The 19,246-nt window shown below is 70.2% G+C and carries 19 protein-coding genes; 14 read left to right on the top strand and 5 right to left on the bottom strand.

Annotation, left to right across the window (positions count from 1 at the left end; all coding sequences use genetic code 11):
- Position 1 precedes the first annotated feature (1 nt).
- The 3 genes from LXT12_RS10125 to LXT12_RS10115 form a co-directional block, all read right to left on the bottom strand.
- Positions 2–979, bottom strand: a complete 978-nt coding sequence (locus LXT12_RS10125; protein WP_233391629.1) for an ABC transporter permease — start codon at positions 977–979, stop codon at positions 2–4.
- A 177-nt stretch (positions 980–1,156) separates the two neighbouring features.
- A complete protein-coding gene (locus tag LXT12_RS10120) occupies positions 1,157–2,230 on the bottom strand; it encodes a porin (RefSeq protein WP_233391627.1) in 1,074 nt (357 codons plus the stop codon).
- Between the two features lie 187 nt (positions 2,231–2,417).
- Entirely contained in the window at positions 2,418–3,443 is a 1,026-nt protein-coding gene (locus LXT12_RS10115; protein ID WP_233391626.1) for a porin, read from the bottom strand.
- Between the two features lie 198 nt (positions 3,444–3,641).
- On the opposite strand from LXT12_RS10115, the gene coq7 reads away from it, so the two are divergent.
- Positions 3,642–4,301: a 2-polyprenyl-3-methyl-6-methoxy-1,4-benzoquinone monooxygenase gene (gene coq7 / locus LXT12_RS10110; protein WP_255763533.1), complete on the top strand. Its 660-nt coding sequence runs from the start codon at positions 3,642–3,644 to the stop codon at positions 4,299–4,301.
- Here the strand turns inward: coq7 and LXT12_RS10105 are convergent, their stop codons facing one another.
- On the bottom strand, positions 4,302–4,733 hold the full coding sequence (locus LXT12_RS10105; RefSeq protein ID WP_233391624.1) for an OsmC family protein: 432 nt from the start codon (positions 4,731–4,733) through the stop codon (positions 4,302–4,304).
- Positions 4,734–5,178: 445 nt separating this feature from the next.
- On the opposite strand from LXT12_RS10105, the gene ilvA reads away from it, so the two are divergent.
- Both ilvA and LXT12_RS10095 read left to right on the top strand, forming a co-directional pair.
- Positions 5,179–6,699 carry a threonine ammonia-lyase, biosynthetic gene (gene ilvA, locus LXT12_RS10100; RefSeq protein WP_233391807.1) on the top strand — a complete coding sequence of 507 codons (1,521 nt, stop codon included), beginning with the start codon at positions 5,179–5,181 and terminating at the stop codon, positions 6,697–6,699.
- Positions 6,700–6,731: 32 nt separating this feature from the next.
- The gene (locus LXT12_RS10095; protein WP_233391623.1) at positions 6,732–7,805 is read left to right on the top strand and encodes a nicotinate-nucleotide--dimethylbenzimidazole phosphoribosyltransferase; all 1,074 of its coding nucleotides are present in this window, start codon (positions 6,732–6,734) and stop codon (positions 7,803–7,805) included.
- Here LXT12_RS10095 and LXT12_RS10090 read toward each other — a convergent pair.
- Positions 7,802–8,431, bottom strand: a complete 630-nt coding sequence (locus LXT12_RS10090) for a type II secretion system protein N (protein WP_233391622.1) — start codon at positions 8,429–8,431, stop codon at positions 7,802–7,804. The two genes, LXT12_RS10095 and LXT12_RS10090, sit on opposite strands and share 4 nt — an antisense overlap.
- A 53-nt stretch (positions 8,432–8,484) precedes the next feature.
- Between LXT12_RS10090 and gspG the strand changes: the two genes are divergently transcribed.
- The 11 genes from gspG to gspF all read left to right on the top strand — a co-directional run bounded on the left by gspG (position 8,485) and on the right by gspF (position 19,125).
- A complete protein-coding gene (gspG, locus tag LXT12_RS10085; RefSeq protein ID WP_233391621.1) occupies positions 8,485–8,907 on the top strand; it encodes a type II secretion system major pseudopilin GspG in 423 nt (140 codons plus the stop codon).
- Between the two features lie 7 nt (positions 8,908–8,914).
- Positions 8,915–9,376, top strand: coding sequence for a pilus assembly FimT family protein (locus LXT12_RS10080; RefSeq protein WP_233391620.1), 462 nt, complete (start codon positions 8,915–8,917; stop codon positions 9,374–9,376).
- Positions 9,373–9,732: a type II secretion system minor pseudopilin GspI gene (gspI, locus tag LXT12_RS10075; RefSeq protein WP_233391618.1), complete on the top strand. Its 360-nt coding sequence runs from the start codon at positions 9,373–9,375 to the stop codon at positions 9,730–9,732. Before LXT12_RS10080 ends, gspI begins: the two co-directional genes overlap by 4 nt.
- On the top strand, positions 9,732–10,370 hold the full coding sequence (locus LXT12_RS10070; protein ID WP_233391616.1) for a PulJ/GspJ family protein: 639 nt from the start codon (positions 9,732–9,734) through the stop codon (positions 10,368–10,370). The genes gspI and LXT12_RS10070 overlap by 1 nt, the downstream gene beginning before the upstream one ends.
- Positions 10,367–11,362 (top strand): type II secretion system minor pseudopilin GspK, encoded by a 996-nt coding sequence (gspK, locus tag LXT12_RS10065; RefSeq protein WP_233391614.1) that lies wholly within the window; start codon positions 10,367–10,369, stop codon positions 11,360–11,362. The genes LXT12_RS10070 and gspK overlap by 4 nt, the downstream gene beginning before the upstream one ends.
- 94 nt (positions 11,363–11,456) lie before the next feature.
- Positions 11,457–12,698, top strand: a complete 1,242-nt coding sequence (gene gspL / locus LXT12_RS10060) for a type II secretion system protein GspL (protein ID WP_233391612.1) — start codon at positions 11,457–11,459, stop codon at positions 12,696–12,698.
- Positions 12,698–13,225 (top strand): type II secretion system protein GspM, encoded by a 528-nt coding sequence (gene gspM / locus LXT12_RS10055; RefSeq protein WP_233391611.1) that lies wholly within the window; start codon positions 12,698–12,700, stop codon positions 13,223–13,225. The genes gspL and gspM overlap by 1 nt, the downstream gene beginning before the upstream one ends.
- Entirely contained in the window at positions 13,225–14,121 is an 897-nt protein-coding gene (gspN, locus tag LXT12_RS10050) for a type II secretion system protein N (RefSeq protein WP_233391608.1), read from the top strand. Before gspM ends, gspN begins: the two co-directional genes overlap by 1 nt.
- A gap of 2 nt (positions 14,122–14,123) precedes the next feature.
- Complete coding sequence (gene gspD / locus LXT12_RS10045; protein WP_233391607.1) at positions 14,124–16,343, top strand: type II secretion system secretin GspD; 2,220 nt, start codon at positions 14,124–14,126, stop codon at positions 16,341–16,343.
- 11 nt (positions 16,344–16,354) lie between these two features.
- On the top strand, positions 16,355–17,779 hold the full coding sequence (gene gspE, locus LXT12_RS10040; RefSeq protein ID WP_233391604.1) for a type II secretion system ATPase GspE: 1,425 nt from the start codon (positions 16,355–16,357) through the stop codon (positions 17,777–17,779).
- 134 nt (positions 17,780–17,913) lie between these two features.
- A complete protein-coding gene (gene gspF, locus LXT12_RS10035) occupies positions 17,914–19,125 on the top strand; it encodes a type II secretion system inner membrane protein GspF (protein ID WP_233391603.1) in 1,212 nt (403 codons plus the stop codon).
- The last annotated feature ends 121 nt before the right edge of the window (positions 19,126–19,246 follow it).

Genomic DNA, 19,246 nt, shown 5'->3' with positions numbered 1-19,246 from the left:
TTCAGTGGGCCTTGCCCTCGACGCGCAACCGCGGGTCGACGGCGAAATACAGCAGGTCCACCGCGAGGTTGATGACGACGAAGATCAAAGAGATCAGGCAGAGGTAGGCCGCCATGACGGGAATGTCGGCGAACTGCACCGCCTGGATGAAGAGCAGCCCCATGCCGGGCCACTGGAACACCTGCTCGGTGATGATGGCGAAGGCGATCAACGAGCCCAGTTGCAGGCCCGTGATGGTGATGACCGGGACGAGGGTGTTCTTCAGGGCGTGGCCGAAATAGACGCTGCGGTCGGTCAGGCCCCGCGCGCGAGCGAAGCGGATGTAGTCCGCGCGCAGCACCTCCAGCATCTCGGCGCGCACCAGCCGCATGATGAGGGTGAGCTGGAAGGCCGACAGCGTGAACGCCGGCAGGATGAGGTGCAGCAGGCCGTCGCGGGTCAGCAGGCCGGTCGTCCATGCCCCGAGGCTCACCACCTCGCCTCGGCCGAAGCTCGGCAGCCATTTCAGCTCGACGGCGAAGACCCAGATCAGGACGATGCCGATGACGAAATTCGGCAGGCTGACGCCGAAGAGGGTGCCCGTCATCAGCAACTGCGCCGTGGCGCGGCCGCGCCTGAGCGCGGCGTAGACACCGAGCGGGATGCCCAGCCCGAGGGCGATCAGGCCAGCGACGACGGCCAGTTCCAGCGTCGCCGGCAGGCGCTCGACGATGAGGGTGGACACCTTGCGGCCCTGCTTGAGGCTGATGCCGAACTCCCCCTGCGCGGCGTTGGCCGCGAAACGGGCGAACTGCACGGGGAAGGGCTGGTCCAGGCCCAGATCCTTGCGCAGGGCGACGCGCTGGTCCTCGGTCGCATCCTGGCCCAGGAGGTTGTTGACCGGGTCGCCGACATACTGGAACAGCATGAAGGCGATGAAGGCCACCGACAGCATGACGACGAGGGCCTGGACCAGGCGGCGAAGGATGAAGACCAGCATGAAGGCTTGAGGACAAGCACGACCTGTTCCCGATGTCGTGCGAAGGCGCGATCATGGCCGAAGCCGCAAGCCCCGAGCCGCCAGGGAAAGCACCTAGCCTGGAGGACCAACGAAAACGGGCCGCTGACAGCGGCCCGTTCGGGTGTTGCGATCGCGAGGCTGGTGCCTCGCGCTGCATCAGAAGCGGTGACGCAGGCCCACCATGGTGCCACCGCGCTTGGTGGCGCCATTGGAGAAGGCGACGGCACCGGTGTACTTGGTGTAGTCGGCCTCGACGTAGGCATCGGTGCGCTTGGAGAAGGCGTAGTCCGCCACGACGGCGAAATGGTCAGCCTTGCTCTTGGTGTTGGCCAGGGCCACGGCGTAGTGCGTCTGCTCGGCGCGCCAGTATTCGGCACCCAGGTTCAGCTGGGGCGTCAGCTGGTAGGTCAGGCCGCCCATGATCATGTCGCGCTTCTTGACGTCGTTGGCCGCGGCGTTCAGGACGGCGATGCTGTTGTAGCCCTTGATCAGGCCACTGGTGAAGGCCGCGCCCAGTTGGCCGCCCTGGTCGAACTTGTTCTGGCCCCAGGACAGGTTCACGTAGAGCGGGCCGCTGGTGTAGGAGCCGCCGATCGTGGTCGCCTTGACCTTCTTGCCCAGCAGGTCGGTCACCTGCAGGTAGGCACCGCCCAAGCCGATGGTGCCGTCGTTGTAGCGCAGCAGGCCACCGACCGACTTGTCGGCAGCGCCGGTGCCTTCACCGGCGGAGACCTGGAGTTCGCCGTAGAAATTGCCGACCTGACCGAGGTACTTGACCATGTTGCTCTGGCGGGCACCGGCGGACAGACCGATTTCGGGCTTGAACGCCTCGATGTAGGGCGAGTAGCGGAAGGAGGCGTAGGTCGACGTATAGACGTCGAACAGGATGTTGTACTGGCGACCCAGGCGGATCTGGCCGAAATCATTGGATTGCAGGCCCACCCAGGCCTGGCGCCAGAACTCGGCTGCGGCGATCGTGCCGGTGTCTGAATTCAGGCGGTGCTCCAGATTGGCCAGGGCCTTGAGGCCGCCGCCCATGTCTTCGGTGATGTTGACGCCCAGGCGGCTCTCAGACATGCCACCAGGGACCAGTTGCTTCTGCGCTCCATTGTTGTTGGAAACGTAGCGCACCGCGGCGTCCACGATGCCGTACAGGGTCACGCTGGACTGGGCCCAGGCGGAAGAAGTGCAAGCGGCCAGTGCGGCCATGGCCAGAACTGCTTTTTTCATCGACTTTGTCTCCTGCTTAGAAATGTGAACCGGTTCATTCTCAGCGAAGGGGCATGCCATAACGCGAGCGCTGTTGTGGAATTTCCACAGCAATTCCCCTGTCCCGGATGAGACAAATCAAGCGCCCAAAGAAAAAGCCGCCCGAAGGCGGCTTGGCTGATTCGCAGCGGCCCACGGCCGCAGGAGATCAGAAGCTGTGACGGATGCCGACGTCGAAGCCGCTGGACTTCTGGCCGCCGGCCGTCGCGGCAGGAGCGCCGGAGACCGTGTACTTGGCGCCGCCCTTGTTGTCGATCTGGGCGAAGGTCGTGTACAGCGCGGTGCGCTTGGACAGGCTGTAGATGTAGCCGATCGCGAAGAGCTTGGCATCGCCCACGCCGGCCGTGGCTTCAGCCGCGGTGTTGGCCTTGGCATCGGTGTAGGACGTCTGCAGGGCGCCGGGGCCAAGGTTCCAGGTCAGGGCCGCGGTGATGGCCTTGATTTCCTTGTCGCCAGCCTTGGTGACCGTGTACATCAGGGCGGGCTTGATGCCGCTGAAATCATACGAACCAGCGATGCTCTGGACCTTGTACTTGGTGCCCACGCCGGTGCTGGAGAAAGCGCCGGACACGTGGATCGGGCCGTTCTTGTAGCCCAGGCGCACGTCCTGCATCTTGTTGGCGTTGTTGCCCTCGCCAGCAGCGACGTCGGCGGCGCCATAGAAACCGCCCAGGTTCTTGGGGGTCTCGTAGCTCACCATGTTGTCGGCGCGCGAGAAGGTGCCGGCACCCGTGCCCAGCGCGTTGCTGAAGACCTTGGTGATGTCGCCCAGGCCGGTGGCCGAGTACGGGTCGAAGTCTTCGATGTGCAGCTTGGTCGCGGTCTTGTAGCGACCCAGGCGGACTTCACCGAAATCGCCCATCAGGCTGACGGTCGAGCGGCGCTGCCAGAAGGCGGTGCTGCCGGTAGAGGTGCCGCCGGCACCGGTATCGGTACCGACTTCGGACTCGAGCCAGAAGCCAGCCTTCAGGCCACCGCCGAGGTCTTCCACGCCACGAACGCCGAAACGGCTGGTGTTCAGGCCGCTGGAATCCAGCTTCTTCTGCTTGAGGTCGCCGGTTTTGACGTACTTCATGTCGGCATCGATGATGCCGAACAGGGTGACCGAGGATTGCGCGACGGCGGCGCCGCCAGTCAGGCTGAGGACGGCCAGGGCAATCAGAGCTTTCTTCATTCGATACTCCTAGGTATTCATCCGAGCCGCCGACCGAACTGGGCACCGCGGCTCACCTCCTTCTTCGGAAGTGGGCGTATTCCACTACAGGTTGGGACCCCTGGGGAATTCACGGATATGAAATTATGTGTTGCCGTTGCTGAACCACAACGACATGCCGAATGTCACGGTTTCTTCACGGCAATACAGCTTAACTGAATGCATCAAACAGAAACCTCAGCGCATCTTCTCCAGCTCGATTTCCGCGACCGCTGCCTGGCTGCGCTCGACCAGGGGCTTAGGACCGTGTTTGCTCCCGCCCGAGCCGGACGCCCCTCGCCGGCAGCCGGCACCGCGGGCGAACTCGACCCCGCCCAGGCCCGGGAAGCCGGCGCGCTGATGCGGGTGAACCACGTCGGCGAGATCTGCGCGCAGGCCCTTTACCAGTCGCAGGCCCTCTTCAGCCGCAGCGGCAGCCTGCGCCGGCACTTCGAGGAGGCGGCCAGCGAGGAACTCGACCACCTCGCCTGGACGGCGGAGCGCGTGGCGCAATTGGGCACCCACACCAGCCATCTGGCACCGTTGTGGTGGGCGGGCGCCTTCGCGTGGGGCAGCCTGGCCGGACTGGCGGGCGACGACTGGAGCCTGGGATTCGTCGTCGAGACCGAACGGCAGGTCGAGGCCCATCTGGCCTCCCACCTCGACCGCCTGCCGGCCGACGACGCCGCGTCCCGCGCCATCGTCGACCAGATGAAGCGCGAGGAGGCGGCTCACGCCGACGCGGCGCTGGCGGCCGGCGCGCGACCACTCCCGGCGCCGGTCCAGGGCCTGATGCGCCTGGCGGCCAAGGTCATGACGACCGTGGCCCACCACGTCTGATCAGGCCTCGACGACCTCGAAGGAGGTGCTGATGGCCGAGGTCTTGGCCAGCATGGCCGTCGCCGAACAATACTTTTCGTGCGACAGGGCGACGGCTCGCTCGACGATCTCGGGCTTGAGCCCCTTGCCGCTGACGACGAAATGGAAATGGATGGCGGTGAAGACCTTGGGGTCGCTGGAAGCGCGCTCCGCCTTCAACGAGACCTTGCAACCGCGCACGTCGTGGCGGCCGCGCTTGAGGATGAGCACGACGTCGTAAGCGGTGCAGCCGCCGGTGCCCGCCAGCACGGTCTCCATCGGCCGCGGCGCCAGGTTGCGGCCACCACCGTCGGGTGCACCGTCCATGGACAGCACGTGACCGCTGCCCGTCTCGGCGACGAAGCTCATGCCGCTCGGGCCCTCCGGGCCCAGCCAACTGACAGTGCATTCCATGTTTTTTCTAGAGCGCAAGCTCCAATTCGTTCACGAAAAATATTGCAGCGCAGCATAACTCGGCGCTACACTGACACCCAAGCGAAAACGTTTTCGCACCGATTGTCTCCTCCACCGCCTCCATGGTGGATTCAACCCGAGCTTGAAAGAGCTCGGGTTTTTTTTGTCGTTCGTTTTGGCGACGCCTCGCTGCGCGAGACGTTGCGGCGCTGAAGCGCCGCAGGCCTGCGGCCCATTGCCAAAACGCCCGTCCGCGCCGCGAGCGGCGCGAGGCCTGTCCTTCAGCTGCTCTGAACGCCTCGTTGCGCGACGCCAGTCCGCTTCCATCCAATGAGCGTGAAGCCGTCTCTTATCATGCGGCGCCGCAACAAGATCCCATGGAGACTCGATGAGCGCCCCCTCGCGCCGCCGTGCGCCAGCCGCTTCCAAGGCGCCCACCCCGGCCATGCTGCCGCCCGGCAGCAGCTATCTGCAGCGCATCCTGAACGCCCGGGTCTACGAGGTGGCGCGCGAGACCGACCTGACCCACGCCGCCAAGCTGTCGCGGCGCCTCGGCAACAAGGTCTGGCTCAAGCGCGAGGATGAGCAGGACGTCTTCAGCTTCAAGCTGCGCGGGGCCTACAACAAGATGGCCCACCTCAGCCCCGAGCAGCGCGCGGCGGGCGTCATCTGCGCCTCGGCGGGCAACCATGCCCAGGGCGTCGCGTTGTCGGCCAAGAAGCTGGGCTGCCGCGCCGTCATCGTCATGCCGCTCACGACGCCCCAGGTCAAGGTGGATGCGGTGCGCAGCCTCGGCGGCGAGGTCGTCCTGTTCGGCGAGAGCTTCACCGATGCCTACGGCCACGCGCTGGAACTCGAGAAGGCCCAGGGCCTGACCTTCGTCCATCCCTTCGACGACCCCGACGTCATCGCCGGCCAGGGCACCATTGCCATGGAACTGCTGCGTCAGCATCCCGGCCCCATCGACGCCATCTTCGTCGCCATCGGCGGCGGTGGCCTCATCTCGGGCGTTGCGGCCTACGTCAAGGCGCTGCGGCCTGAGATCAAGATCATCGGCGTGCAGACGACCGACTCCGACGCCATGCTGCGCTCCGTCAAGGCGGGCAAGCGGGTCACACTCAGTGACGTCGGGCTGTTCGCGGATGGCACCGCGGTCAAGCTCGTGGGCGAGGAGACCTTCCGAATCGCCCGCGAACTGGTGGACGACTTCGTCGTCGTCGACACCGATGCCGTCTGCGCGGCGATCAAGGACGTGTTCGAGGACACGCGCTCCATCCTCGAGCCCTCCGGCGCGATGAGCGTCGCTGCCGTCAAGCAGTACGCCGCCAGCACGGGCGCCAAGGGCCAGACCCTGGTGGCCATCACCTGCGGCGCCAACATGAACTTCGACCGCCTGCGCTTCGTCGCCGAGCGCGCCGAGGTCGGCGAGCACCGCGAGGCGCTCTTCGCCGTCACCATCCCCGAGGCGCGCGGCAGCTTCAAGCGCTTCTGCGAATTGCTGGGCCCGCGCAGCGTCACCGAGTTCAACTACCGCATCGCCGACGCCAACGTCGCCCACATCTTCGTCGGCGTCGCCACGACCAAGCCCGACGACGCCGCCAGGCTCGCCCGCACCTTCACCAAGGCCGGCTTCGAGACCCTGGACCTGACCGACAACGAGATGGCCAAGCAGCACATCCGCCACATGGTCGGCGGGCGCAGCGAACTGGCGCGCGACGAGCGGCTGTACCGCTTCGTCTTCCCCGAGCGGCCGGGGGCGTTGATGAAATTCCTGTCCAGCATGCACCCGGACTGGAACATCAGCCTCTTCCACTACCGCAACCAGGGCGCCGACTACGGCCGCATCCTCGTGGGCATCCAGGTGCCTCGTGGCGCCGCGGCGGCGCTGCGCGAGTTCCTCGGCAGCCTGAACTATCCCTTCGAGGACGAAACCGCCAACCCGGCCTATCGCTTGTTCCTCGGTTGAGTTGAAATCGGGGTCCGCACGCCGCCTGAGCCATGACCGTTGCCCAACAGTCGCTGATCTCCCCCACCGCCAACCCGGAGCTGGAAAAGGCCCTGCGTGACCGCGTGGACCGGCGCTCGGCCATTGCCGGCGGCCTCGGCGAGCTGGAACCCCTGGCCGTGCGCCTGGGCCTGGTGCAGAACAGCCTGACGCCGCGCTTCCGCGACCCCGTCCTCGCCCTGTTCGCGGCCGACCATGGTCTGGTCGTCGACGGCGTCGGCGCCCAATGGGGTCGGGCCACCAAGGATCAGGTGCAGATGGCCCTGCACGCCCAACTGCCGGTGTCCGTCTTCGCCCGGCTGCAGGGGCTGCACCTCACCGTGGTGGACTGCGGCGTGGCCGAAAACCTGCCGCCGCACGCACGGCTGCTGGCTCGCAAGGTCGCCCACGGCACCCGCAACGCCCGCACCGCCCAGGCCATGAGCCTGGAACAGGCCCACGCCGGCGTGCGCGTGGGGATGGAGATCGCCGACAACCTGCCCGGCAACGTGCTGGCCTGCGCCGGCATGGGCCAGGGCTCGGCCGAATGCGCGTCCCTCATCCTGTCGCGCCTGGCCGAGCAGTCGGTGCGCGACTTCGTCGTCTCCGGCCCCACCATGCGCCAGGACGACCTCGTCCACCTGCTGGACGTGTTGCACGGCGCCCTGGCCCGCCACCGCGACGCCAAGGAGCCCATGGACCTGCTGGCGGCCTTCGGCGGGCATGAGATCGCCGTCATGGTCGGCGCCATGCTGGTGGCCGCCAGCAAGCGCAGCCTCATCATCGTGGACGGCATCGCCGCCTGCGCGGCCCTGAAGCTCGCCTCGCTGATCTGCGCGCCCGTCACCGACTACGCGGTCTTTTGCCGCAGCCACGTGCACCGGGGCCTGGACGAAGCCCTCGCCCTCTTCCACGCCTCCGCGCTGCTGGAACTGGGCATGGACAGCGCCGACGGCACCGGTGCGGCCCTGGCCTGGCCCATGATCCGCGCCGCCGCGGCCCTGCTGACCGACCTCCACGAGGTCGCCGAGGCGCGGCTGTCGATGCGGCCCGGCGCGGGTGTCTCTCCGCCGACCGCAGACTCCTAACGCTCCTGCGGCGCGCCGCCGGGGGCCGACGCGGCCAGCGGCACGCCGTAAGGCACGCCATGGGCCGGCGGCGGTGCCACCTGGTCCGCCGACGGCGGCGGGACGGCGGCGGACATCGTGGTGACCGTGCCCGGCGGGTTGCCACCCAGCACCACGGGCGAAGGCGAGGCCGCCGGCAGCGAGCCGGTCGCCGGCGCGGCCGGCGGGCTGATCTGCAGGACCTGGCTGGGCGCCTGGCCGGCGCGGCCGAGGCTGGCCGTGCGGGCTTCCACGCGCAGCAGCCGCAGTTCGCCGTCGACGACGGCGCCCACGCGCACCGTGCGCGCCACCCCGTCCACCTCGATCAGCGCGACCCCCTCGCCGGCCTGCGCCGCGCGCGGGTTCTTGGGCGCCACGACGCCCAGCAGGCGCAGCCGCGTCGAAGGCGCCGCCTCCGGCTCAGCCGCCGCCTGCGGCGGCGTGACACCCAGCAGCCGGCCCAGGTCGACCTGGGCCGCACGTGCCTCGCCCACGGGCAGCACCGAGGCCGGCATGGGCAGCGGCCGGGCCAGCAGTTGCAGGCCCCAGTAGGCCACCGAGCCGCCCAACAGCAGCCACACCGTCAATGCCATCAATCGCGCAAGCATGGCCCATTATGATGGCCCGCTCACCGCAGCTACCGCGCCTCCCCGCTCCCGCCATGCGCCGTTCCTCCATCGCCCGCGGCTTCACGCTGATCGAACTGCTGGTCGTGCTCGTCATCATCGGCGTGCTCGCCGCCCTGGTCGTGCCCAATGTGCTCGACCGCGCCGAGGACGCCCGCGTCACCGCCGCCCGCACCGACGTCAACAACCTGATGCAGGCGCTCAAGATCTACAAGCTCGACAACCAGCGCTTCCCCAGCGCCGAGCAGGGGCTGGATGCCCTCGTGCACAAGCCCACGGTCGGCACGCCGCCGCCCAACTGGAAGCCCTACCTCGACAAGCTGCCCAACGATCCCTGGGGCCACCCCTACCAATACGCCAACCCGGGCGTGAAGGGCGAGGTCGATGTCTACAGCTTCGGTGCCGATGGCCGCCCCGGTGGCGAGGGCCGTGACGCCGACGTCGGTTCCTGGCAGTAAGCCCGCCGTGCCCCGCGGGCGCAGCGGCCGTCACCTCGGCTTCACGCTGATCGAGCTGCTCGTCGTGGTGGCCCTCATCGCCATCACCAGCGCCACCATCTCGCTGGCGCTGCGCGATCCCACCGAGGTGCAGCTGCAGCGCGAGGCCCAGCGCCTGGCCGCCCTGCTGGAGACGGCACGTGCCGAGAGCCGCGCCTCGGGCCTGGCCGTGCACTGGATTCCCAAGGGCCTCAAGAGCGAGGACGACTTCCGCTTCGAGGGCCTGCCCCCCAGCCTGCGCCTGCCCACGCGCTGGCTGGGCGACCCGGTGGCCGTGCAGATCGAGAACGCCAGCGCGGCCAACCCCGGGCTGGTGCTCGGGCCCGAACCCATCATCCCGGCCCAGCGCCTGGTCCTGCAATTGGGCAGCCAGCGCCTGGTGCTGGGCACCGACGGCCTGGGTGCTTTCGACGTCGTGACCGCGCCATGAAGCGGCAGCGGGGCTTCACGCTCATCGAGGTGCTGGTCGCCCTCGTCATCGTCGCCATCGCGCTGGGCGCCGGCATCAAGGCGGCGGGCGCCCTGACCAACAACGCCGAGCGCCTGGCCGAGGTCAGCGCCGCCCAGTGGTGTGCCGAGAACCTGCTGACCGAGCTGCGCCTGACCCAGCAGTTCCCCGACATCGGCGAATCGCCCTTCTCCTGCGAGCAGCTCGGCCGCAGCTACGCCGGCAAGCTCAGGGTCGGCCCCACGCCCAACCCGCTGTTCCGCCGGGTCGACGCCGACATCGCCAACGAGCAAGGCCAGCCGGTGCTGACCCTGTCGACCATCATGGGCAAGTTTTGATGCGCGCCGCCGCTCGACGCCCGTCCGGCTTCACCCTCGTCGAGGTCCTCGTCGCCCTGGTCATCATGGCGACGATGGCGGCCATGGCCTGGAAGGGCATCGACGCCCTCACCCGCAGCCGCGAGATCGCCCAGCAGCGGCTGGCCCAGACGGCACGGCTGCAGACCGTGCTGGCGCAGTGGGAAGTGGACCTGCGCGCCGTGCAGGACAGCCACAGCACCGTGGCGCCGGTGGCCTTCGACGGCGGCAACCTCGTGCTGACGCGCCAAGCCACCGGTGGCCTGCAGGTCGTCGTCTGGAGCCTGCGCGAGGGCAGCCTCTGGCGATGGGAGAGCCCGGCCCAGCGCACGGTGCAGGACCTGTCCGACCAGCGCCAGCGCGGCCTGCAGCAGCTCGCCGAGCGCAACCCGGCCCTGCGCACCTTCGACGGGCTGGCCGGCTGGCAGCTCTACTGCTTCTGGGGCAATGCATGGAGCAACTGCCAGTCCACCGGCGGCTCGGGCCAGTCCGACGCAGGGCCGGTCAACCCCAAGGGCAGCCTGCAGCCGCCGTCGGGCCTGCGCATCGCGCTGCAGTTCGCTGAAGGCAGCGGCCTGGCCGGCACCCTCACCCGCGAGCTCGAGGTGACCGTCCGATGAGCCCGCGCCGCACGCAACGGGGCGCCGCGCTGCTGACGGCGATGATCATCGTCACGCTGATCGCGAGCCTGGCCGCCGGCATGGTCTGGCAGCAGTACCGCGCCGTGCAGATCGAGGCCGCCGACCGCGCCCGCGCGCAGAGCGCCTGGATCCTGCAAGGCGCGCTGGACTGGGCCCGCCTCATCCTGCAGGAAGACGCCAGGCAGAACCGCAGCAAGGCCGTCGACCACCTCGGCGAACCCTGGGCGGTGCCCCTGGCCGAGGCGCGGCTGTCCACCTTCCTCGCCACCGACCGCACCGCCGCCACCGACGACGAGGGGCCCGACGCCTTCCTCTCGGGCACCATCGAGGACGCCCAGGCCCGCTACAACCTGCGCGCCCTCGTCGGCGGCACGCAGGTGCCGGCGCTGGAGCAGCGCGTGCTGGAGCGGCTGTGCAGCCAGGTCAACGCCCCGCCGGGCACGGCCGCGGTCATCATCACCGGGCTGCGGGCCGCCTTCCCGGCACCGGCCAGCGGCGCGAGCGCCCCGGCCAGCGCCCCCGCCACCCTCAGCGAAAGCGGCCCGCTGCAGCCCGCCGGGCTGGACCAGCTCGCCTGGCTCGGGCTCGACGCCGACACGCTCAAGCGGCTGGAACCCTATGTCGTGCTGCTGCCCAAGGCCACGCCGGTCAACCTCAACACCGCGCCGCGCGAGGTCATCGCCGCCCTCTTCGACGGCGTCGACCTCGCCTCGGCCGAACGCCTGGTCCAGTCGCGCAAGGCCAAGCCCCTGCAGAACACCGGCGACGCCGCGCCCTTCCTGCCGCCCAATACCGAGATCGGCACCGGCCGGGCCTCGGTGGACTCCTCCTTCTTCATCGTCACCGGGCGGCTGCGCCTGGACGAGCGCCAGCTGCAGCAGCGCTCGCTGATCGAGCGCCAGGGCCTGAACATGGTCGTGCTGGCCCGCGAGCGCATCAACCAGCTGCTGGACCGTGGGGCCACGCCCTGATGTCCATCCGGCAACACAACTTCACCGCCCGCCGCGGGCCGCCGCCGAGAGCACCGCGGCCCCCTCCTAGAATGCGCCGCGCCCAAACCACCTCATGAGTACGCTGCTGCTCTTCCTCCCGCCACGGACGCGCCTGCGCGCGCCGGGCCACGCCGCGCCGGCTCCCGAGCCGCGCGCCGGCGCCGCACGCGAGTACGACTTCGCCTTGACGCCCGACGGGCGCCAGATCGTCCGCGAGGGGCGCGAGCCCGCCAGCCGGCTGCCGCAGGCCGATGCCGTCGTCGCCGTCGTGGCCGAATCCGACGTCAGCTGGCGCCGCGTCGAGCTGCCGCGCGCCGGCCGCCAGATGCGCGCCGCCCTGGCCGGCAAGCTGGAGGAATCGCTGCTCGACGAGCCCGAGGCCCTGCACTTCGCGCTGGAACCCGACGCCGCCGGCGGCGAGACGGCCTGGGTCGCCATCACCTCCCGGCCCTGGTTGGCCGAGCATCTCGCCGAGCTCGATGCCGCGCACGTCTTCGTCGACCGCGTGGCCCCGCTGGCCTGGCCCGACGAAACGCCGCGCGGCCATTTCTTCGAGTCCGGCAACGACGGCATCGCCCTGCGCTGGAGCCACGCGGACGGCGTGGCCACCCTGCCGCTGGACGGCGGGCTGGCGCGCCAGTTCTTCGCCCCCGGCCTCGTCCATGCGGCGCAATGGACGGCCACCCCGCCCGTCGCCACCAGCGCCGAACGCTGGCTGGGCGCGGCCGTCACCGTCCAGACACCGGCCCAGCGCGCCCTGGCCGTCGTCGACAACGCCTGGAACCTGCGCCAGTTCGAGCTCGCCCCGCGGGCCCGCGGCGTGCGCGCCCTGCGCCTGGTCAGCCGTGCGCTGATGCGCAAGGCCTGGCAGCCCGTGCGCATCGGCCTGGCCGCCCTGCTGGCGGTGCAACTGATCGGCATGAACCTCTGGGCCTGGCATCAGAACCGCGAGGTCGCGGCCCGCCGCGAGGCCATCACCGCGACGCTCACCGGCGCCTTCCCGCAGGTGCGCGCCATCCTCGACGCGCCAGTCCAGATGCAAAAGCAGCTCGACCTGCTGCGCGCCAGCGCCGGCGCCGTCGGCGAGCAGGACCTGGAAGCCCTGCTCGGCGCCGCGGCCAGCGCCTGGCCCGCCGACCGGCCGCCGACCGACGCCCTGGCCTTCGAGCCCGGCCGGTTGACGCTGCCGTCCCAGGGCTGGAGCCCGCCGCAGATCGACAACTTCCGCTCCCAGCTGCAAAGCGACGGCTGGCAGCTCGACGCCAGCGAAGGCAAGCTGACCATCAGCCGCGCCAACGGACGAGGACGCAGCTGATGGCCCTGATCGACACCCGCCCCGCCGGCAACGGCATCGCGGCGCAAGTCGCCCGTGCGCGCGCCCAGGCCGCCGCCCGGTGGCAGGCCCTCGGCGAGCGCGAGCGCCTGGCTGCGGCCTCGGTCGGCATCGCCCTCGGCCTGTTGCTGGCCTGGAGCCTGCTGGTGGCGCCCGCCTGGCGCACGCTGCACACGGCACCGGCCGAACTGGAGCGGCTGGACGTGCAACTGCAGCAGATGCAGGCCCAGGCCCAGGAAGCCCGGCTGCTGAGCGCCGCGCCGGCCGTGCCGCCCGCCCAGGCCCAGGCGGCCCTGACCGCCTCCATCCAGCATCTCGGCCCCGCCGCGCGACTGAACCTGGCCGGCGACCGCGCCACTGTCACCCTCGACGGCATCGCGCCGGAGCAACTGCAGGCCTGGCTCGGCGAAGTGCGCTCCGCCGCCCGCGCCCGCCCCGTCGAGGCCCAGCTGACGCGCGGCCCCAAGGGCTATTCGGGCAGCCTCGTGCTCGCCCTGGGAGGCGCGTGATGGCCTGGCCTCGCAAGCGCATCGCCGCCGCGCCGCAGACGACGGTGCAGGAGTCGGTTTTCGGTGGCGCGCCGGGCGCCCGGCCGGTGCGCCACGGCGTGACGCGCCGCTGGAGCGTGGCCGGCGCCGTGCTCGGCGTGCTCGTCGCCCTGGTGGCCTTCGCACCCGCGAGCTGGCTGGCACGGGCACTGGCCTCGGCCACCGGCGAGCACCTGCTCATCGTCGACAGCCGCGGCAGCATCTGGAACGGTTCCGGCGTGCTCGTGCTCACCGGCGGCCCGGGCGCCCGCGACGCCGCCTCCCTGCCCGGCCGCCTGCACTGGCGGATGAGCCCGAAGTTCCAGGGCTGGGGCCTGGGCCTGCAGCTCGCCGCGCGCCAGGACTGCTGCATCAACGGCGAACTGCTGATCGGCATCCGGCCGGGCTTCGGGCGGATGCAGCTCAGCGTCGACAACCACGCCGACTGGCTGGCGCGGCTGCCTGCCGCCGTGCTGTCCGGCCTGGGCACGCCCTGGAACACCCTTCAGCTCGGCGGCTCGCTGCGCATGTCGGCGCGCGAACTGCAGTTCGAATCGGTGCAGGGCCGCTGGCGCCAATCCGGCCAGCTCGACCTGGACCTGGTCAACCTGTCCTCGCGCGTGTCCACGGTCGCGCCGCTGGGAAGCTACCGGCTCAGCGTCGCGGCCGATGCCGGCAATCCTGGCGTCAGCACCGTGCGCCTGACCACGCTGGAGGGCGCCCTGCAGCTGTCCGGCGCGGGCACGCTCGTGCCCGGTGGCAAGAGCCGCTTCGTCGGCGAGGCCGGCGCCGCGCCGGGTCGCGAAGACGCGCTGAGCAACCTGCTGAGCATCATCGGGCGCCGCCAAGGGGCGCGCTCCATCCTGACGATCGGATGATCATGAATCTCCCACGCACCGCCATCGCCCTTGCCGCCGCCGCGCTGCTGGCCGCGGGCACCACGCAGGCCCAGCCGGACAACGCCACCGTGCAGCGCGGACGCCCGCATTCCGGGGCGGGGCCGGCCGTGCGGGCCAGCTCGCCCGTCACGCTGAACTTCGTCAACGCCGACATCGAGGCCGTCACCCGCGCCATCGGCGTGATGCTCAACCGCCAGATCATCATCGACCCGCGCGTCAAGGGTACGGTCACCGTCTACAGCGAACAGCCGGTGTCGGTGGCCGAGGCCTACCGCAACTACCTGGCGGCGCTGCGCGGCCTGGGCTTCACGGTGGTCGAGTCCTCGGGCTTCCTGAAGGTGCTGCCCGAGCCCGATGCCAAGCTGCAGGCCGGCTCGGTGGCGGTGGAGACCAGCAGTGCGCGCGGCGACCAGATCCTCACGCAGATATTCCGCATCCAGCACGAGAACGCGAACAACCTCGTGGCCGTGCTGCGCCCGTTGATCAGCCCCAACAACACCATCAACGCCAACCCGGGCAACAACAGCCTGGTCATCACCGACTACGCCGACAACCTGCAGCGCATCGCCAAGATCATCGCGGCCATGGACACGCCGGGCACGAGCGACATCGAGATCGTGCCGCTCAAGCATGCCGTCGCCGCCGACCTCGCGCCGCTGGTGCAGCGCCTGGCCGATGGCGGGCAGGCGGCCGGTGCCGCCGTGCCGGGCCAGAACAGCAGCGCCGTCAACGTGCTGGTCGACCCGCGCTCCAACGGCCTCATCCTGCGCGCCAGCAACCCCACGCGCCTGGCCGCCGTGCGCTCCATGGTCGACAAGCTCGACCAGCCCAGCCCCGACGGCGGCAACAACATCCACGTCGTCTACCTGAAGAACGCCGACGCCGCCAAGCTCGCCACCGTGCTGCGCGCGGCCTTCGGCGCGGGCTCGTCGTCCAGCGCCGGCGGCAGCAGCTCCACCTCGGGCACCGGCAGCCTCTCGGGCGCCACCGGCGGCAGCAGCTTCGGCGGCGCGGGCACGACCCTGGGCAACACTGGCGGCGGCACCGGCACGACGACCGGCACCGGCTCGACCGCCGCCACCTCGCCGTTGAGCGCCTCCGCGGGGCCGTCCACGGGCGGCTTCGTGCAGGCCGACCCGTCGACCAACTCCCTCATCATCACCGCCGCCGAGCCCCTGTACCGCCAGGTGCGCGCCATCATCGAGCAGCTCGACGCGCGCCGGGCCCAGGTCTACGTCGAGTCCCTCATCGTCAAGATCGACAACACCAAGGCCGGCCAGTTCGGCGTGCAGTGGCAGAACCTGTTCGGCAACAAGGGCGACTCGACCATCACCGGCGCCGGCACCAACTTCGGCACCGGCCTGGCCAACATCATCAACGCCACCGGCGCGGTGGCCGGCGGCACCTCGGGCGTGCAAAGCGCGCTGAGCAGCAGCTCGGCCCCGACCGGCCTGAACGTCGGCCTGCTGAAGAAGTTCGGCAGCATCTACACGCTGGGCGCCGTGGCCAACTTCTTCGAGAGCCAGAGCGGCGCCAACGTGCTCTCCACGCCCAACCTCGTGTCGCTGGACAACGAGGAGGCGCGCATCGTCATCGGCCAGAACGTGCCCTTCGTGACCGGCTCCTATGCCAACACCGGATCCAGCACCGGCGGCACGGTCAACCCCTTCCAGACCGTCGACCGCAAGGACGTCGGCCTGACGCTCAAGATCAAGAGCCAGATCGGCGAGGGCGGCACCATCCGCATGCAGGTCTACCAGGAGAACTCCAACGTCGTGCCCGGCAGCAACGGCACCCAGGGCCCGACGCTGGACAAGAGCGCGGTGGAGACCAGCGTCGTCGTCGACGACGGGGACATCATCGTGCTCGGCGGCCTCATGAAGGACGAGTACACCGACGGCGACGACGGCGTGCCCGGCCTGTCCAAGATCCCGGTCCTCGGCAACCTCTTCAGCAGCAAGAACCGCAAGCGCGTGAAGACCAATCTGATGGTCTTCCTGCGGCCCGTGGTGCTGCGCACGGCCGAAGGTGCCAGCCAGTTGACGCTGGACCGCTACGAAAGCATCCGCGCCGTGCAGCAGGGCAGCCAGCCGCAGCAGAACCTGCTGCTGCCCGACACGGGTGCGCCGGTGCTGCCCGAGCCCAAGACGGCGCCGCCGAACAAGGCGCTGCCGCAACCCTCGCTGCAGCAGACGCAGTAATCGAACCGCCCATGGCCGCCAACCGCCACCCCCTGCCCTACGCCTTCGCCAAGGCGAACTGCGTGCTGCTCGAAGACGACGGCAGCACGCTGACGCTGTGGGCCTCGCCCGAGGTGGGCTGGGCCACGCTGTCGGAGGTGCAGCGCCAGTACGTCGTCGACCGCCTGGAGGCCGAACCCGCCGCCGCCCTGACGGAGCGCATCAATGCGGCCTACGCAGGCAGCGAGAGCAGCGCGGCCGTCGTCGTCGGCGAGGTCGAAAGCGCCGTGGACCTGTCGCGCATGATGCAGGACCTTCCCGCCGTGGAAGACCTGCTCGAGGCCGCCAACGACGCGCCCATCATCCGCATGCTCAACGCCCTGCTGACGCAGGCCGCCAAGGACGGTGCGAGCGACATCCACATCGAGCCCTACGAGCGCGCCTCGTCGGTGCGCTTTCGCGTCGACGGCACGCTGCGCGAGGTGGTGCAGCCCAACCGCGCCCTGCATGCCGCGCTGATCTCGCGGCTGAAGATCATGGCCGAGCTCGACATCGCCGAGAAGCGCCTGCCCCAGGACGGCCGCATCTCGCTGCGCATCGGCGGCCGCGCCATCGACGTGCGCGTGTCCACCCTGCCCAGCGCCCACGGCGAGCGCGCCGTGCTGCGCCTGCTCGACAAGACCGAATCCAAGTTCACCCTCGAGGGCCTGGGCATGGCCGGCGACGTGCTTGCCGCCTTCAAGCGCCTGGTCAACCAGCCGCACGGCATCGTCCTCGTCACCGGCCCGACCGGCTCGGGCAAGACGACCTCGCTCTACGCCTCGCTGCAGACCATCGACACCGGCACCACCAACGTGCTGACCGTCGAGGACCCCATCGAGTACGAGCTGCCCGGCATCGGCCAGACCCAGGTCAACGGCAAGATCGACCTGACCTTCGCCAAGGCCCTGCGCGCCATCCTGCGCCAGGACCCCGACGTCATCATGATCGGCGAGATCCGCGACTACGAGACCGCGCAGATCGCCATCCAGGCCTCCCTCACCGGCCACCTCGTGCTCGCCACGCTGCACACCAACGACGCGCCCAGCGCCGTCACGCGGCTGACCGACATGGGCGTGGAGCCTTTCCTGCTGTCGAGCTCGCTGCTCGGCGTGCTCGCCCAGCGCCTGGTGCGCCGCTTGTGCCCCGTGTGCAAACGCGCCGACGAACACGGCCGCTGGCACCCGGTCGGCTGCGACGCCTGCGGCCACACCGGCTACAAGGGCCGCACCGGCGTCTACGAACTGATGGTGGCCGACGACGCCGTGCGCAGCCTCATCCACAACCGCGCGCCCGAGAGCCAGCTCCAGGCCGCCGCCGTGGCCAATGGCCTGCGCTCCATGCGCGAGGACGGCGAGCGGCTGATCACCGCCGGTGTGACCTCGCTCGAAGAAGTCCTCCGCGTGACTCGCGAATGAAGCCCCTCGCCCAAGGAGTACCTTGGCCGGTCCCCCGAGGGGACGGCGATGCTTGCGGCGTTGAGCCGCAAGCACATCGCCGGAGCGGGCCGGCTTGGGAGCGGCCCGGCGCTCGGCCCGCGGAGTGCCTCTGAATGCCCGCCTACAAGTACGAAGCCCTCAGCGCCTCCGGCCGCCAGAGCAGCGGCCTGATCGAGGCCGACAACCCGCGTGCCGCCCGCGCGGCCGTGCGGGCCCTGGGCCTGACGCCGCTGTCCATCGCCACCGTGCAGCAGCACGGCGCACAGGAGGGCAGCCGCTTCACGCGCCGCGTCTTCGGCACCACGGCCCTGGCGGTGTGGACGCGCCAGCTCGCCGGCCTCGTCGGCTCCGGCCTGCCCATCGAACGGGCCCTCACCGCCTTGGCCGACGAGAGCGAGGACCACCGCCAGCGCGAGCTCATCAGCCAGCTCAAGGCCGAAGTCAACGCCGGCTCGGCCTTCGCTCGCGCCCTGGCCACGGCGCCCCGCGAATTCGACGAGGTCTACCGTGGGGTGGTGGCCGCAGGCGAGCAGAGCGGCGCCCTGGGCCAGGTGCTGGAGAAGCTCGCCGACGACCTGGAGGAACGCCAGGACCTCAAGGCCAAGCTCGTTGGCGCCATGGCCTATCCGGCCATCGTCTCCGTCATCTCGGTGTTCATCGTCATCTTCCTGGTCACCTACGTGGTGCCGCAGATCGCCACCGTCTTCACCAGCTCCAAGCGCGCCCTGCCCGGCCTGACCGTGGCGATGCTCGCGGTGAGCGACTTCGTCCGCCACTGGGGCTGGGCCCTGCTCGCGGCCCTCGTGGCCGGCGGCGTGGCGCTGCGCTACGCGCTGAAGGCGCCGGCCTTCCGGCTGCGCTTCGACGCCGGCATCCTCGCCCTGCCCCTGCTCGGTCGCCTGGCCCGCGGCTACAACGCGGCCCGCTTCGCCGGCACCCTGGCCATGCTGGCCGGCGCGGGCGTGCCCATCCTCAAGGCCTTGCAGGCGGCGGCCGAGACCCTGTCCAACCGCGCCATGCAGGCCGACGCGCTGGACGCCCTCGTCCAGGTGCGCGAAGGCGCGCCGCTGGGCTCGGCCCTGGCCGGCAAGAAGCGCTTCCCCGGCATCCTGGCCATGTTCGCGCGCCTGGGCGAGCAGACCGGCCAGCTGCCCGAGATGCTGGGCCGCGCGGCGCGCCAGCTCGGCGTGGAGGTGACCCGCCGCTCCATGGCCGCGGCGTCGCTGCTGGAGCCGCTGCTCATCGTCGCCATGGGCGCCGTGGTGCTGGTGATCGTGCTGGCGGTGTTGCTGCCCATCATCCAGCTCAATACCTGGGTGAAATAGACCACCCCCTACCGCAGCGAAGCTGCGGCCCCCTCAAGGGGGCACCGCCGATGGACCGGCAGAGCCGGATCCATGGCGGTCGCTGGAGGGGGTGCGGCGCTGCGCGCGCACCGGGTGCGTG

Origin of the sequence: Pelomonas caseinilytica (genome assembly GCF_021353235.1) — a bacterium.
Lineage (GTDB): Bacteria > Pseudomonadota > Gammaproteobacteria > Burkholderiales > Burkholderiaceae_C > Pelomonas > Pelomonas caseinilytica.
The sequence above is the reverse complement of the archived record's forward strand: the minus strand, read 5'-3'. Positions and strand labels throughout refer to the sequence as shown.

Bases quoted from the DNA above. Each gene is read 5' to 3' on its own strand.
- LXT12_RS10125 (WP_233391629.1), bottom strand. From the start codon at position 979: ATGCTGGTCTTCATCCTTCGCCGCCTGGTCCAGGCCCTCGTCGTCATG.
- LXT12_RS10120 (WP_233391627.1), bottom strand. From the start codon at position 2,230: ATGAAAAAAGCAGTTCTGGCCATGGCCGCACTGGCCGCTTGCACTTCT.
- LXT12_RS10115 (WP_233391626.1), bottom strand. From the start codon at position 3,443: ATGAAGAAAGCTCTGATTGCCCTGGCCGTCCTCAGCCTGACTGGCGGC.
- coq7 (WP_255763533.1), top strand. From the start codon at position 3,642: ATGCATCAAACAGAAACCTCAGCGCATCTTCTCCAGCTCGATTTCCGC.
- LXT12_RS10105 (WP_233391624.1), bottom strand. From the start codon at position 4,733: ATGGAATGCACTGTCAGTTGGCTGGGCCCGGAGGGCCCGAGCGGCATG.
- ilvA (WP_233391807.1), top strand. From the start codon at position 5,179: ATGCTGCCGCCCGGCAGCAGCTATCTGCAGCGCATCCTGAACGCCCGG.
- LXT12_RS10095 (WP_233391623.1), top strand. From the start codon at position 6,732: ATGACCGTTGCCCAACAGTCGCTGATCTCCCCCACCGCCAACCCGGAG.
- LXT12_RS10090 (WP_233391622.1), bottom strand. From the start codon at position 8,431: ATGCTTGCGCGATTGATGGCATTGACGGTGTGGCTGCTGTTGGGCGGC.
- gspG (WP_233391621.1), top strand. From the start codon at position 8,485: ATGCGCCGTTCCTCCATCGCCCGCGGCTTCACGCTGATCGAACTGCTG.
- gspI (WP_233391618.1), top strand. From the start codon at position 9,373: ATGAAGCGGCAGCGGGGCTTCACGCTCATCGAGGTGCTGGTCGCCCTC.
- LXT12_RS10070 (WP_233391616.1), top strand. From the start codon at position 9,732: ATGCGCGCCGCCGCTCGACGCCCGTCCGGCTTCACCCTCGTCGAGGTC.
- gspK (WP_233391614.1), top strand. From the start codon at position 10,367: ATGAGCCCGCGCCGCACGCAACGGGGCGCCGCGCTGCTGACGGCGATG.
- gspL (WP_233391612.1), top strand. From the start codon at position 11,457: ATGAGTACGCTGCTGCTCTTCCTCCCGCCACGGACGCGCCTGCGCGCG.
- gspM (WP_233391611.1), top strand. From the start codon at position 12,698: ATGGCCCTGATCGACACCCGCCCCGCCGGCAACGGCATCGCGGCGCAA.
- gspN (WP_233391608.1), top strand. From the start codon at position 13,225: ATGGCCTGGCCTCGCAAGCGCATCGCCGCCGCGCCGCAGACGACGGTG.
- gspD (WP_233391607.1), top strand. From the start codon at position 14,124: ATGAATCTCCCACGCACCGCCATCGCCCTTGCCGCCGCCGCGCTGCTG.
- gspE (WP_233391604.1), top strand. From the start codon at position 16,355: ATGGCCGCCAACCGCCACCCCCTGCCCTACGCCTTCGCCAAGGCGAAC.
- gspF (WP_233391603.1), top strand. From the start codon at position 17,914: ATGCCCGCCTACAAGTACGAAGCCCTCAGCGCCTCCGGCCGCCAGAGC.